At 72.6% G+C, this 12,723-nt stretch carries 14 protein-coding genes; 4 read left to right on the top strand and 10 right to left on the bottom strand.

The window, feature by feature from the left end:
* Positions 1–5 precede the first annotated feature (5 nt).
* A complete protein-coding gene (locus ABD194_RS02165; protein ID WP_343986794.1) occupies positions 6–1,070 on the top strand; it encodes an SAM-dependent methyltransferase in 1,065 nt (354 codons plus the stop codon).
* Between the two features lie 4 nt (positions 1,071–1,074).
* The gene (locus ABD194_RS02160) at positions 1,075–1,617 is read left to right on the top strand and encodes a copper resistance CopC family protein (RefSeq protein WP_343986792.1); all 543 of its coding nucleotides are present in this window, start codon (positions 1,075–1,077) and stop codon (positions 1,615–1,617) included.
* Between the two features lie 53 nt (positions 1,618–1,670).
* On the opposite strand, the gene ABD194_RS02155 is transcribed toward ABD194_RS02160, so the two are convergent.
* Both ABD194_RS02155 and ABD194_RS02150 read right to left on the bottom strand, forming a co-directional pair.
* Positions 1,671–2,066: a VOC family protein gene (locus ABD194_RS02155; protein WP_343986790.1), complete on the bottom strand. Its 396-nt coding sequence runs from the start codon at positions 2,064–2,066 to the stop codon at positions 1,671–1,673.
* Positions 2,067–2,152: 86 nt separating this feature from the next.
* The gene (locus ABD194_RS02150; RefSeq protein ID WP_343988176.1) at positions 2,153–3,376 is read right to left on the bottom strand and encodes a cytochrome P450; all 1,224 of its coding nucleotides are present in this window, start codon (positions 3,374–3,376) and stop codon (positions 2,153–2,155) included.
* Between the two features lie 118 nt (positions 3,377–3,494).
* Between ABD194_RS02150 and ABD194_RS02145 the strand changes: the two genes are divergently transcribed.
* Together ABD194_RS02145 and ABD194_RS02140 are read left to right on the top strand one after the other, a co-directional pair.
* Positions 3,495–4,682 (top strand): NADH-quinone oxidoreductase subunit D, encoded by a 1,188-nt coding sequence (locus ABD194_RS02145; RefSeq protein ID WP_343986788.1) that lies wholly within the window; start codon positions 3,495–3,497, stop codon positions 4,680–4,682.
* Between the two features lie 8 nt (positions 4,683–4,690).
* Positions 4,691–4,933 carry a hypothetical protein gene (locus tag ABD194_RS02140; RefSeq protein ID WP_343986786.1) on the top strand — a complete coding sequence of 81 codons (243 nt, stop codon included), beginning with the start codon at positions 4,691–4,693 and terminating at the stop codon, positions 4,931–4,933.
* Between the two features lie 5 nt (positions 4,934–4,938).
* Here the strand turns inward: ABD194_RS02140 and ABD194_RS02135 are convergent, their stop codons facing one another.
* The 8 genes from ABD194_RS02135 to hpt all read right to left on the bottom strand — a co-directional run bounded on the left by ABD194_RS02135 (position 4,939) and on the right by hpt (position 12,669).
* A complete protein-coding gene (locus tag ABD194_RS02135; protein ID WP_343986783.1) occupies positions 4,939–6,027 on the bottom strand; it encodes a hypothetical protein in 1,089 nt (362 codons plus the stop codon).
* 48 nt (positions 6,028–6,075) lie between these two features.
* Positions 6,076–6,558, bottom strand: coding sequence for a DUF3180 domain-containing protein (locus ABD194_RS02130; RefSeq protein WP_343986780.1), 483 nt, complete (start codon positions 6,556–6,558; stop codon positions 6,076–6,078).
* Positions 6,555–7,442: a 2-amino-4-hydroxy-6-hydroxymethyldihydropteridine diphosphokinase gene (gene folK, locus ABD194_RS02125; RefSeq protein ID WP_343986777.1), complete on the bottom strand. Its 888-nt coding sequence runs from the start codon at positions 7,440–7,442 to the stop codon at positions 6,555–6,557. Before folK ends, ABD194_RS02130 begins: the two co-directional genes overlap by 4 nt.
* Positions 7,442–8,368: a dihydropteroate synthase gene (folP, locus tag ABD194_RS02120; RefSeq protein ID WP_486388605.1), complete on the bottom strand. Its 927-nt coding sequence runs from the start codon at positions 8,366–8,368 to the stop codon at positions 7,442–7,444. The genes folK and folP overlap by 1 nt, the downstream gene beginning before the upstream one ends.
* Before the next feature lie 58 nt (positions 8,369–8,426).
* Positions 8,427–8,999 carry a GTP cyclohydrolase I FolE gene (gene folE, locus ABD194_RS02115; protein WP_343986774.1) on the bottom strand — a complete coding sequence of 191 codons (573 nt, stop codon included), beginning with the start codon at positions 8,997–8,999 and terminating at the stop codon, positions 8,427–8,429.
* A gap of 1 nt (position 9,000) precedes the next feature.
* Positions 9,001–11,106, bottom strand: a complete 2,106-nt coding sequence (gene ftsH, locus ABD194_RS02110) for an ATP-dependent zinc metalloprotease FtsH (RefSeq protein ID WP_343986771.1) — start codon at positions 11,104–11,106, stop codon at positions 9,001–9,003.
* A 174-nt stretch (positions 11,107–11,280) separates the two neighbouring features.
* The gene (locus ABD194_RS02105) at positions 11,281–12,105 is read right to left on the bottom strand and encodes a DUF1028 domain-containing protein (protein ID WP_343986768.1); all 825 of its coding nucleotides are present in this window, start codon (positions 12,103–12,105) and stop codon (positions 11,281–11,283) included.
* A gap of 12 nt (positions 12,106–12,117) precedes the next feature.
* Positions 12,118–12,669: a hypoxanthine phosphoribosyltransferase gene (gene hpt, locus ABD194_RS02100; RefSeq protein ID WP_343986765.1), complete on the bottom strand. Its 552-nt coding sequence runs from the start codon at positions 12,667–12,669 to the stop codon at positions 12,118–12,120.
* Positions 12,670–12,723 lie beyond the last annotated feature (54 nt).

The raw sequence follows: 12,723 nt of genomic DNA, 5'->3' as shown, positions 1-12,723 counted from the left end.
GAGGCGTGGGTCCCCTTCCGTGGCGTGAGGCATGGCACCGGGCGTTGTATGCCGCCGGGCGGGGCTTCTACGTCACCCGCGGCGGGCCGGCGGCCCACTTCACCACCGCGACGCACGGCCCGACCGGGGCAGCCCTCGCGGCGGCCCTGCTGCGGCTGTGGCTGCGCGACCACGACGAGCTGCCGGCCGTGGTCGTCGACGTCGGCGCCGGTCGCGGCGAGCTCGCCAGCCACCTCGTCCGCGCCCTCGCCGACCTGGCGCTCGACGAGTCGAGGTATGCCGTCGCGCCCGGCCACGACGAAGGACCTCGACCCAGCGGCGGGACCGGGAGGCCCGCGCACGCGACGACGCGGGTCGTGGCGGTCGACGTCGTGGACCGGCCGGAGGGCCTCGACGAGCGCGTCGAGTGGCAGCGCTCCCCCGGCGGCGAGACTCTCCCTCCGGAGCTGACCGACCTGCGCGATGCCCTCGTCGTCGCGCACGAGTGGCTCGACGTCGTGCCCTGCACGGTGGCGCAGGTCGACGCGAGCGGCACCGCGCGCACCGTCCTCGTCGACCCCGACACCGGCGAGGAGACCTTGGGCGCACCCCTCACCGACGACGAAGAGGCGTGGCTGCGAGCCCACTGGCCGGCGACCACCCCCGGCGAGCGCATCGAGGTGGGGCTCGCGCGTGACCGCGCCTGGGCCGACCTCGTCTCGCGCGTGCGTTCGGGCACGCTGCTGGCCGTCGACTACGGCCACACGGCTGGGAGACGTCCGAGCGGGGGGACGCTGACGGCATACGCCCACGGGCAGCAGACCACGCCGGTGCCCGACGGCACGTGCGACGTGACCGCGCACGTGGCGATGGACAGCCTGGACGCCGACGAGGTGAGCACGCAGCGCGAGGCCCTGCAGGCCCTCGGGGTCACGGGCGCCACCCCGCCGCACGCGCTCGCGCGGGCGGAACCCCTCGCCTACCTGGCTGCGCTGGAGCAAACCGGTGCCGAGGCCCGGCTGCTCGACCGCCAGGGCTTCGGCGGCTTCTGGTGGGCCCTGAAACGCGTCGACGAGCACCCCGTAGCCTGAAGGTATGCGTCGTCTGGCCTCCGCACTGCTCGCCCTCGGCCTCCTCGTGCGCGTGCCGACCACCGCCTTCGCCCACGACGTCCTGGAGCAGACCAACCCGGCCGACGGCACGAGCATCACGCACCTCCCCGAGGCGGTGACGCTGACCTTCTCCGAGGCGCCGCTGCCGATCGGGTCGCAGGTCGTCGTGACCGGCCCGTCCGGCCCGGTGTCGTCCGGCGCGCCGACGGTCGCGGACCGCGTGGTGTCGCAGGCCCTGTCGCCGTCGGCGCCGGCGGGCGACTACACCGTCTCCTACCGCGTCACCTCCGACGACGGCCACCCCGTCACCGGCACGTTCTCCTTCCACGCGGCGATCGGGCTCGACGGGTCCACCGCCACCGCCGCTGCCACGGTGCACGTGCGGCCGGCGGCGGGCAGCGAGGACGCGGGCAACTCGATCTTCGTGCCGGTCCTGCTCACCATCGTCGGCACGGTCGTCCTCCTCGGGATCGGCGGCTTCCTCCTGCTGCGCGGCCGCGAGGCAGACGCCAGCAAGCGGGGCTGACGCCTTCACCCCTGCCCGACCGCCCGGCTCCGGCCGGGCAGGCGGCGGTCCGGTCAGTCGGGCTGGGGCAGCCGCTGGTTGAGGAACCACCGGTGGCCGAACGGGTCGTGGAACACCGCGAGCCGCCCGACACCCGGGTTGTCCTGCGGCCCACGGTCGAGCACCGCTCCGGCGGCCACGGCCGACGCGGCGACGGCGTCGCAGTCGGCCACCTCCAGGTGCAGGGACACCGAGTTCCCACGCGCCGGGTCCGGCGGCGCGACGCCCGCCGACTCGAAGGCGTCGGACATCATCCAGCGCGCGCCGTCGACCTCGAGCTCGCAGTGACCGACGCGGCCGTCGTCCATGACGATGGGGTCGACACTGACGCGGGCTCCCAGCACACGGGTGTACCACTCGATCGCCGCGCGGGAGTCCTGGACACAGATGTACGGCGTCAGCTCACCCATGGGCTCCTCCTCGGTCGGTGCTCCCAGTCGACCACGCCGACCCCCTGATCGGTGGCCGGGCGTCCCAGCGATCTGCCGCGGTCCGGTCAGGACCCGCCGAGGCGTTGGACGACGAGACGCTCGTAGCCGCGAAGCACGAAGGTCGGTCGTCGCCGGGCCTCGACGACGCGGACCGGGCCGCTGCGCCGGAGCAGGGCACGTACGGAGATCTGCAGCTCCATCCGCGCGAGCGGCGCGCCGAGGCAGAAGTGGATGCCGGCACCGAAGGCCAGGTGCGGGTTGGGCTCGCGGGCGGCGTCGAACCGGTCGGGCTCGGCGAACACGGCGGGGTCGCGGTTGGCCGCCCCGAGCAGGGCCGCCACCTTCTGCCCCTCGTGGACGGTCACGCCGTGCACCTGGACGTCGGTCGTGGCGGTGCGTTCGAACAGGTGCAGGGGTGAGTCGTGCCGGAGCATCTCCTCGACGAGGCGCGCCACCGCGTCGTCGTCGTCGAGCGAGTCGAGGACGACCTCCAGCTGGGCCGGGTCTGCGAGCAGCGAGGCCAGGCCGTTGCCGAAGCCGTTGACGCTGGCCTCGTGCCCGGCGTTGAGCAGCAGGACGACCGTGGCGACGAGCTCACGACGTGACAGCCGGTCGCCGCCGTCGCGCTCCTCGACCAGCGCCGTGAGCAGGTCGTCGCCCGGGTGCTCGACCCGCTCGGCCGCGAGCGCCTCGACGTACGAGGCGAACTCGTCACACGCCTGCTGTGCCTGCCGCTGCGCCTCGGGAGACGGCGCCACCTCGTACATCCGGACGATCGCCTGCGACCAGTCGCGCAGCCGCTTCCAGTCCGACGTGGGCGCGCCGAGCAGCTCGCAGATGACGAGGACCGGCAGCGGCTCGGCGTAGCCCTCGATGACGTCGACGGATCCCTCGGCGTCGAGCCGCGCCTCCAGGCCCGTGAGCAGGTCGCCCGCGATCTCCTCGACCCGCGGCCGCAGCCGCTCGATGTGACCGCGGTTGAAGGCGCCGGCCACGAGTCGGCGCAGCCGGGTGTGCTTCGGCGGCTCCGAGTCGAGGATCGAGTCGGCGTGCAACCAGTCGAACACCGTCCACCGGTCGTCGTCCGACGTGGTGCGGGGACGGAAGATCCGCCCGAGCCGCCGGTCGCGCAGCACGTCGTTGGCCGCGGCGTGCGTCGTCGTCACCCAGAGCCCGAGCCCCTCGTGCCACACGATCGGCGCCGTCCCGCGGGCCTGCGCCAGCACCGGGTAGGGGTCGGCGACGAATGCCGGGTCGGACAGGTTGAAGTGCGCGTGCGGGACCGTCATCGAGCTCACGCTCCAACTGTGCCCCACCGGGTGCGACGCGACGGAGCAGGGGTCCGAGCGGTGGGCAGCGAGGAGGCACACGGCATACGCCCGCCGTGCGGGCCGTAGGCTCGGGCGCATGACGGAGACCACCGCCTCGTCGCCGCCCTCGCGCCAGGCCCTGACGGTCGGCGTGGGCGCCGGTGGCCTGGCCACGGCGGACATGGTGCTCAACATCGGCCCGCAGCACCCGGCCACGCACGGCGTGCTGCGGCTGCGGATCGTCGTCGACGGCGAGCGGATCGTCACCGCCGAGCCGATCATCGGCTACATGCACCGCGGGGCCGAGAAGCTCTTCGAGGTGCGCGACTACCGCCAGATCATCGTGCTCGCGAACCGCCACGACTGGCTCAGCGCCTTCTCCAACGAGCTGGGCGTCGTGCTCGGCGTGGAGCACATGCTCGGCATGGAGGTGCCCGAGCGGGCCGTCTGGGCGCGCACCGCGCTGGCCGAGCTCAACCGGGTGCTCAACCACCTGATGTTCCTGGGGTCCTATCCGCTGGAGCTCGGCGCGATCACCCCGGTCTTCCACGCGTTCCGCGAGCGCGAGGAGCTGCAGGCCGTCATGGAAGAGGTCTCCGGCGGGCGGATGCACTACATGTTCAACCGCGTCGGCGGCCTCAAGGAGGACCTCCCGGCCGGCTGGATGGGCCGGGTCGACAAGGCGATCGCCAACGTGCGGGGGCGTCTTCCCGACCTCGAGCGCCTCGTCGTCGGCAACGAGATCCTCGAGGCGCGCACGCGCAGTGTCGGGGTGCTCTCCCGCGAGACCGTCCAGGCGTACGGCGTGTCCGGCCCCATCGCCCGCGCCAGCGGGCTCGACGTGGACCTGCGGCGGGACGCCCCCTACCTCGCCTACGCCGAGCTCTTCGGCGACAAGGGCCCCGGGCGCGTCGTGACCCGGACGGCCGGTGACTGCCTCGCTCGTCTGGAGGTGCTCCTCGAACAGGTCCACGTCTCGCTCGACCTCGCGCAGGCGTGCCTCGACCGGCTCGTGCAGCTGCCTCAGGGCCCGATCAACGTCAAGCTGCCCAAGGTGCTCAAGGTCCCCGAGGGCGAGATCTACTGCGCCACCGAGAACCCGCTCGGCTTCAACGGCTACTACCTCGTCTCGCGCGGGGAGAAGACGCCGTGGCGCCTCAAGCTGCGCTCCGCCTCGTTCAACAACATCAGCGTGCTCTCCGAGATGCTGCCCGGGCAGCTCATCTCCGACATGGTCGCGATCCTGGGGTCGATGTTCTTCGTGGTCGGGGACGTGGACAAGTGAGGGGCCGTATGCCGTCCGCCCGGGGCTCACGCGAGACTGCGCTTCGCGGGGTCGCCGTCGCCGCCATCACGGCGGCGATCACGCTCGCGGCGGCCTGCTCCGACGAGGACACGGTGAGTACCGTCCCGCCGCCGTGGCCGACGCGCACCACGAGCCCGGACGGGCCGCCGAAGCCACCCTCGGTGCCGACGACGACGTCCACGACGCCCACGTCCCACACATCGAAGGCCACCGTCTCCGGCACGACCTGAGTGGGTCAGTACGCCGGGACGCCCAGGATCCGGGGCCGTCCCGAGACGACGTCGATGACCGGCCGGGAGCCCAGCGGCCGCGCCAGCTGCAGCCGGGCGGTGCTCGAGACGTAGCTCGACGGGCATGCCGTGTACTGCCCGTTCGGCTGCGAGGTACCGCCGACGACGACCATGTCGTCGAGCTCGAGGACATGGGCGGCCAGGTCGACGTCGCAGGCACCGCCGCCGATCCCGACCTCGACCGTCGAGCCGCTCACGGCGATCAGCCGGTCGGCCGGGTGGACGAGGGGTGCAGGCTCGGGCAGGCCCGGAAGCGGCTGGACCGACCCGGGCAGGTGCCACTCCAGGGCGCCGTCCACGACGGCGACGACCGAGACCGGGTGCGAGAGACCGTCGATCGTCAGCCGCCAGACGGGCAGCCGCACGTCGCCCGTGCTCGTCCTGACGGGCGCATCGGCGCGCACCGCCCGGGTGACCACGAGCCGGCAGGAGGCTGGGACGCCCTCGCAGCTGCCGGGGGCATCGGAGTCCGCGCGCAGGGCCCGGTCGAGCGCCTCGCGGGGACCGATGACGCCCACGGACCGGGTGGCCTGCCCCGAGGTCGTCGTGCTGATCGTCCTGGTCATGGTTCCGGTCCCGGTCGTGTGGGCCTGGATTCCCGGGGCCAGATCGACCTTGCGCGCGTTCCAGGCGATCTTCTGCTCGTCGGTGTCGAACCCGAGGTCCAGGGCCCAGCCGGACAGGAGCACCGGGACCGCGGGCACCGTGGGCACCCCGGCCCGACGGACCGCGTCGGCCACCACCGCTGCCCGGCGGGCGAAGTCCGGTGGCGCCGGCGCGAGGGGTGCGACGACACCGCTCTGGCCCGGCACGTCCGTGGCGTCGGGCGCGTCGGTGAGGCCTCCTGCGAGAACGTTCGTCGCCGCACCACCCGGCAGTCCGGGCGACGGGGCCGACGTGCCGGAGGCCGCGAGCAGTCCCGTCGCGGCGAGCAGGAGCGCCCCGGTGCCGCTGACGGACGCACGGACCCGACGCCGTCGCTCTGCGTCGTCCGAGGGACGAGCTGACCCGGTGCGTGTCCCCTGTGGCTGCATGTCGTTGATGACACCACGCCACGGAGGTTCGTTGCGCCAGAACGGGCGTCAGGTGCGGTCGGAGCCGTTCTCGTCCTCGTCGTCGCGCGGGCGGAGCCGGCACCAGCTCTGCACCACCATGCCGGCGACGGCCAGCAGCAGCGCGATGACGGCGTGCACGCCGAACGCCCAGATGCGGGCCAGCTGCGACTCCACGTCGGCGTCGGGCAGCAGCACCAGGACGTTGGCGACGTACCAGCCGACGAGCACCGAGCCGGTCAGGGCGCCGGCCTGGGCCAGGACCAGGGTGCGCGCCGCGCGCAGCGGCGTGATCGCGGGGTTCGGGAGCCCGTCGCGGACCTTGCGCACCTGCCAGCCCCCGACCAGCAGGGCCGCACCGAGGAAGACCATGGCGACACCGCCCACCCAGCCCGGGTCGGGGACGGAGCTGCCGCCGGAGGCGAGCCAGCGCAGCAGCAGCCACGCGAGCACCGTCATGGCGACGGCCGCGAGCACGAGCGTCGTGGCACGGATGCCGGAGTGGGGTCTCACTGCTGCTCCCATTCGGGACCGGGCCGCACGCCCGATCGGTCGAGGTCGGCCAGGACGTCCGCCACGGGCCGTATTCCGCCGTCCCCGGGTCCCACGCGAAGCGTCGCCCGCGGGTCGGCGTCGGCCCACGGCACGAGGACGAAGGCGCGCTCGTGAGCACGCGGGTGCGGGAGCAGGAGGGCCGGGTCGTCGCTGACGACCTCGCGGCTTGCCCCCGGCGCGCCGTACTGCAGCAGGTCGAGGTCGAGGGTCCTCGGACCCCACCGGACCGCGCGGGTGCGGTCGTGGTCGGCCTCGATGCGGTGCAGGGCCGCGAGGAGCTCGGCCGGGGACAGCGTGGCCCGCCCCACCGCGACGGCGTTGAGGTACGGCGGCTGTTCCGGACCGCCCACGGGGTCGGTCTCGACGAGCGACGACACAGCCGTCACGGTGAGTCCCGGCAGGTCGCGCAGGGCCTCGAGCGCTGCGGCCAGCGTCTGCCCGCGGTCGCCGAGGTTGGACCCGAGCGCCACGGCGACATGGGCGCCGCCCACGCGCTGCACGCATACCTGCACGTCGGTGAACGGCTGGCCGACGGGGGCCTCCGGCTTGTGCACGACGACCTCGACGGAGTCGACGAGGTCGTGGCGCAGCACGTCGTCGGCGATGACCTCGCCCAGGCGTTCGATCAGGTCGAAGGAGGGACCGGTGATCCGCGCGACGACGGCGTCGGCGACCTCGGCGTAGTTGACGGTGGCAGCCAGGTCGTCGGAGCGCCCGGCCGGCCGCAGGTCGCACCACATGGTGACGTCGACCAGGAAGGTCTGGCCGTCGCGCTTCTCGACGTCGAGCACGCCGTGGTGGCCCCGGGCCGAGACGCCCTGCAGGACGATGCGGTCGGCCATCAGGCGTGGTCCTCCTGCAGGTCGTCGCCCAGGTCCTCGGGAGCGTGGTCGAGCGCGGCCTGCACCACGGACAGCGCCCGCACGGTGGAGGCGACGTCGTGGACGCGGACGCACCACAGGCCCGCCATGGCGGCCATCACGGATGTCGCCGTGGTCTCGACGTCCCGGTCGGCGGCCGGCCGCGGGGCGGCGCCCTCCGCGCGACCGACCCGCCCGAGGAAGGTCTTGCGCGACGCCCCGAGCAGGATCGGCTGGTCGAGGTCGTGGAGCACCGGCAGCGCAGCCATCAGGGCCCAGTTGTGGTCGGCGTTCTTGGCGAAGCCGAGGCCCGGGTCGAGCACGAGCGCCTCCGGCTCGATGCCGGCGGTGAGCAGCTCCTCGCGCCGCTGCCCGAGCTCCTGCAGCACCTCGGCGACGACGTCGTCGTAGACCGCGCGGGACTGCATGGAGGTGCTGTGGCCGCGCCAGTGCATCGCGATGAACGGCAGGCGGTTCGCGGCCACCCAGGGCACCATCTCGGGGTCGGCGAGGCCGCCGGACACGTCGTTGACGATCGTCGCGCCGGCGTCCACGGCAGCCCGGGCGACGGAGGCGCGCATCGTGTCGATCGACACGACGGCGCCCTCGGCGGCGAGCGCGGCCACGACGGGGACGACGCGGCGCAGCTCCTCCTCGACGGAGGGGCGGCCGGCGCCGGGGCGCGTCGACTCACCCCCGACGTCGACGATGTCGGCACCCGCGGTGAGCACCTCGCGACCGTGGGCGATCGCGGCGTCGTGCTCGAACCACTCGCCGCCGTCGGAGAAGGAGTCGGGGGTGACGTTGACGACGCCCATGACGAGGGTGCGGTCCTGCACACCCAGGAGGGTGGCGGCGTCGGGCCTCTCGTCGGGGACGTGGCGGTGTGCGGGCGCCGGCGCGTTCATGGGCGACATTGTGTCGTCGCCGGCAGGAGGCGTGCTGCTGTGGAGGGGTCGCTCGCCGTCACTTGTTGCCCTCGAGCATCAGCGCCATCGCCTCCGCTCGAGTCGCCGGGTCGCGCAGCTGCCCGCGCACGGCGGAGGTGATGGTGCTCGCGCCCGGCTTGCGGATGCCGCGCATGGACATGCACAGGTGCTCCGCCTGGACGACGACGATGACGCCCTGCACGTCGAGGTGCTCGACGAGGGCGTCGGCGATCTGGGACGTCAGCCGCTCCTGGACCTGCGGGCGCCGGGCGAAGACCTCGACGAGCCGGGCCAGCTTGGAGAGGCCGGTGACGCGGCCGTCGTTGCTGGGGATGTAGCCGACGTGCGCCACCCCGTGGAAGGGCACGAGGTGGTGCTCGCACGTGCTGTAGAGCTCGATGTCCCGCACGATGACGAGCTCCTGGTGGTCGATCTCGAAGGTCGTCCCGAGCACGTCGGCCGCCTCCATGTCGAGACCGGCGTAGATCTCGCCGAACGAGCGGGCCACCCGGGCCGGGGTGTCGAGCAGCCCCTCACGTTCGGGGTCCTCGCCGATGGCGAGGAGCAGCTCGCGCACCGCCGCCTCGGCGCGCGCCGTGTCGATCGGCACGTCAGCTCTTCTCGTCGGGGTTGACGCGACCGTCCTCCGGGACCTCGATGACCTGCTCGGCGGGGTGCTCCTCGGCGAGCGGGTGCGCACCGACGGCGGCGGCCTCGTCGATCTTGCCCTCGAGGGCCTTGTCGGCCGGCACCGGCGGCGGCAGGTGGCCGTTCTGGCCGTTGGAGCCGTTGATCGCGGCGATCTCGGCCGGCGTCAGGACCGGCGGGCGGTCGCTGAGCTGGCGCGTCTGCGACGAGAGCCACGTCGGCCGCTCGGGCTGCTTGACGACCGGGGAGAAGAGCTGGGCGAGCTCGTGCGCGTTCAGCGTCTCCTTCTCGAGCAGCTCGAGGACGAGCTGGTCGAGAAGGTCGCGGTTGGCGTTGAGGGCGTGGTACGCCTCGTCGTGGGCCGCGTCGATGAGGCTGCGGACCTCCTCGTCGACAACGCGGGCGATCTCCTCGGAGTAGTCGCGCTGGTGCCCCATGTCGCGGCCGAGGAAGACCTCGCCGTTGCTCTGGCCGAGCTTGATGGCACCGACGCGCGAGGACATGCCGTACTCGGTGACCATCTTGCGGGCCATGCCGGTGGCCTTCTCGATGTCGTTGCTGGCACCGGTGGTCGGCTCGTGGAAGACGATCTCCTCGGCGACGCGGCCACCGAGGGCGTAGGCGAGCTGGTCGAGGATCTCGTTGCGCGTCGTGGAGTACTTGTCGTCGATCGGCATGACCATCGTGTAGCCGAGGGCGCGGCCGCGCGGCAGGATCGTCACCTTGGTCACCGGGTCGGTGTGGTTGAGCGCCGCGGCGACGAGGGCGTGGCCACCCTCGTGGTACGCCGTGATCTTGCGCTCCTTGGCCGACATGATGCGCGTGCGCTTCTGCGGGCCGGCGATGACGCGGTCGATGGCCTCGTCGAGCGCCGGGTTGTCGATGACCTTCTTGTCGCTGCGGGCCGTCAGCAGGGCGGCCTCGTTGAGCACGTTGGCCAGGTCGGCGCCGGTGAAGCCGGGGGTGCGGCGGGCGACGGCGAGCAGGTCGACGTCGGCGGCCATCGGCTTGCCCTGGCCGTGCACCTCGAGGATGCGGTGGCGACCGATCATGTCGGGGGCGTCGACGGCGATCTGCCGGTCGAAGCGGCCGGGGCGCAGCAGCGCCGGGTCGAGGATGTCGGGGCGGTTGGTCGCCGCGATGAGGATGACGTTCGTCTTGACGTCGAAGCCGTCCATCTCGACGAGCAGCTGGTTGAGGGTCTGCTCGCGCTCGTCGTGGCCGCCGCCCATGCCGGCGCCGCGGTGGCGACCGACGGCGTCGATCTCGTCGACGAAGACGATGGCGGGCGCGTTGGCCTTGGCCTGCTCGAACAGGTCGCGGACGCGGCTGGCGCCGACACCGACGAACATCTCGACGAAGTCCGAGCCGGAGATCGAGTAGAACGGCACGCCGGCCTCACCGGCGACCGCTCGCGCCAGGAGGGTCTTGCCGGTGCCGGGCTGGCCGTAGAGCAGCACGCCCTTGGGGATCTTGGCGCCGACGGCGAGGAACTTCGCGGGCTCCTGGAGGAACTCCTTGATCTCCTGGAGCTCCTCGATCGCCTCGTCGCAGCCGGCGACGTCGGCGAAGGTGACCTTCGGGGTGTCCTTGGTGGCGAGCTTGGCGCGCGACTTGCCGAACTGCATGACGCGGTTGCCGCCGCCCTGCATCTGCCCCATGAGGAACCAGAAGAGGCCGAGGATCAGGATGACCGGCAGCACCGAGAAGAGGAACGAGCCGAACCAGCTCGGCTGGTCGATCTGGTCGTCGACGCCCTTGGGCGGTGCCTTGGCGTTGAGCGCCTGCACGACCTGGCCGCCACGCGCGTCCACGTAGTACGCGTAGACCGTCTTGGCGTCCTTCACCGTGCCGTCGGGCGAGGTGTAGGGCGTCTTGAGCGTCAGCTCCATGCGCTCGTTGTTGAGCAGCTTGGCCGACTCGACGTTGCCGTCGTTGATCTGCGTCATCGCGGCCGAGGTGTCGATCCGGGGCGGGCCGGACTCGGAGAACATCATGCCGAAGACGAGCGCGCTGATGAGGACCAAGATCCACAACAGTGGGGTGCGCAGAATCCGCTTAGCGTCCATGTACGTGCGGGGCCGTCGGCCCCGGTCCTCCTGCTCGTCCGGTGAGTTGGTCCACCGGCACAACGACCGGGGGACTACCAGTGTTCCGCATGCGGCGGGCCCGTGACCAACCACTCCGTCCAGCGTTGCGTACCCACAGCACGGAGCGACGCACGGTGGAGTGGGCGCAGCAGGTCAGGCCGTGGCGGCGCGCAGGGCCTCCAGGACCCGGCGGTCGATGCCGTCGGAGGTCAGGCGCGCCTCGTAGTTGGCGTTGCCGGCCCAGTCGGCCAGCGCCGTGGCCAGGTCCCCGCCCTCGAAGCCGGCACGAGCCAGGCGCTCGCGGACCTCGTCGGCCAGAGCGCCGTCGAGCGGCTGGACGTCCTCGGGCTTGCCGAAGTACATCTCCCACTCGGACAGCAGCCGCCCGAGCTCGGTGACGGGGTCGGAGTGGTCGTCGACGCGGAGGTCGGCCAGCACGCCGCAGCCGTCGTAGCCGGAGCCCGGCTCGACGGCATACAGGGCGGCGCTCTGGCGCCCGCGGGAGTCGCCGCCGGCGGCGTCCCCGGCCACGAGCGCGGCGAGCAGGCGCTGGGCGAGCGGCCGGCCGGCCGACTCGCGCCATGCGCCCTCCATGGCCTCGACGACCTCGGGCCCGGTCAGGATGTTGCCCTGGATGGCGTATGCCGTGTCGCCCTCCTCGCGCGCGACGCCCCCGGCCCAGGCGTTGCACTCGGAGCCGGTGAAGGTGGCGGCCGTGCCGGTGCCGACGACGCCGACCTGTCGGGTCTCGCGGCCCTCGTCGAGCGCCGTGGCAGCGGCCAGGGCCTCCTGCGCCCCCTCCCCCGCTGCGAGGCGGGCGAGCAGCTCCTCGCGGTAGGCGAAGCGGGCGAACGACTGCGTCGCGACGGCACCGACGCCGAGGCGGGCGTCGGGGACCACCGCCCCGACGGCGAGGAACTTGCTGGCGACGGCCACGCCGTAGGCGTCACCGTGGCGCGCGACGATGGAGAAGGTCATGCGGTCTCCTGCTCAGGCGTAGACGTGCGGTGCGAGGGTGCCGACGCATCGCAGGTTGCGGTACTTCTCGTCGTAGTCGAGGCCGTAGCCGACGACGAACTCGTTGGGGATGTCGAAACCGACGTACTTGACCGGGATGTCCACCTTGACGACGTCGGGCTTGCGCAGCAGCGTGCAGATCTCGACGGAGGCCGGCTTGCGCGACTCGAGGTTGGACTTGATCCACGACAGGGTCAGGCCCGAGTCGATGATGTCCTCGACGATGAGCACGTGGCGGCCGCTGATGTCGGTGTCGAGGTCCTTGAGGATGCGCACCACGCCCGAGCTCTTGGTGCCGCTGCCGTAGGACGACACGGCCATCCAGTCCATCGGGGCGGTGCCGGGCAGCGCGCGCATGAGGTCGGCCATGACGACGACGGCACCCTTCAGGACGCCCACGAGCAGGAACTCCCTGCCCTCGTAGTCCGCCCAGATCTCCTCTGCGAGCTCGGCGAGCCGGGCCTGGATCTGCTCCTCGGTGAGCAGGACCTCGGCCAGGTCTTCTCCCATGTGCTCGTGGTCCACGAAGGCTCCTCGATGTTGCGGTTGGGGTCGTGCGGGGCGGGACCATTCAACCGC

The sequence above is a fragment of the Terrabacter terrae genome (genome assembly GCF_039529575.1).
Taxonomy (GTDB): domain Bacteria; phylum Actinomycetota; class Actinomycetes; order Actinomycetales; family Dermatophilaceae; genus Terrabacter; species Terrabacter terrae.
The sequence above is the reverse complement of the archived record's forward strand: the minus strand, read 5'-3'. Positions and strand labels throughout refer to the sequence as shown.

What these genes read in the sequence shown, in the direction of transcription:
- ABD194_RS02145 (WP_343986788.1), top strand. Translation starts at nt 3,495, where the DNA reads ATGACGGAGACCACCGCCTCGTCGCCGCCCTCGCGCCAGGCCCTGACG.
- ABD194_RS02135 (WP_343986783.1), bottom strand. Translation starts at nt 6,027, where the DNA reads ATGCAGCCACAGGGGACACGCACCGGGTCAGCTCGTCCCTCGGACGAC.
- ABD194_RS02150 (WP_343988176.1), bottom strand. Translation starts at nt 3,376, where the DNA reads ATGACGGTCCCGCACGCGCACTTCAACCTGTCCGACCCGGCATTCGTC.
- folK (WP_343986777.1), bottom strand. Translation starts at nt 7,442, where the DNA reads ATGGCCGACCGCATCGTCCTGCAGGGCGTCTCGGCCCGGGGCCACCAC.
- ftsH (WP_343986771.1), bottom strand. Translation starts at nt 11,106, where the DNA reads ATGGACGCTAAGCGGATTCTGCGCACCCCACTGTTGTGGATCTTGGTC.
- ABD194_RS02140 (WP_343986786.1), top strand. Translation starts at nt 4,691, where the DNA reads ATGCCGTCCGCCCGGGGCTCACGCGAGACTGCGCTTCGCGGGGTCGCC.
- ABD194_RS02105 (WP_343986768.1), bottom strand. Translation starts at nt 12,105, where the DNA reads ATGACCTTCTCCATCGTCGCGCGCCACGGTGACGCCTACGGCGTGGCC.
- ABD194_RS02155 (WP_343986790.1), bottom strand. Translation starts at nt 2,066, where the DNA reads ATGGGTGAGCTGACGCCGTACATCTGTGTCCAGGACTCCCGCGCGGCG.
- folP (WP_486388605.1), bottom strand. Translation starts at nt 8,368, where the DNA reads ATGAACGCGCCGGCGCCCGCACACCGCCACGTCCCCGACGAGAGGCCC.
- ABD194_RS02160 (WP_343986792.1), top strand. Translation starts at nt 1,075, where the DNA reads ATGCGTCGTCTGGCCTCCGCACTGCTCGCCCTCGGCCTCCTCGTGCGC.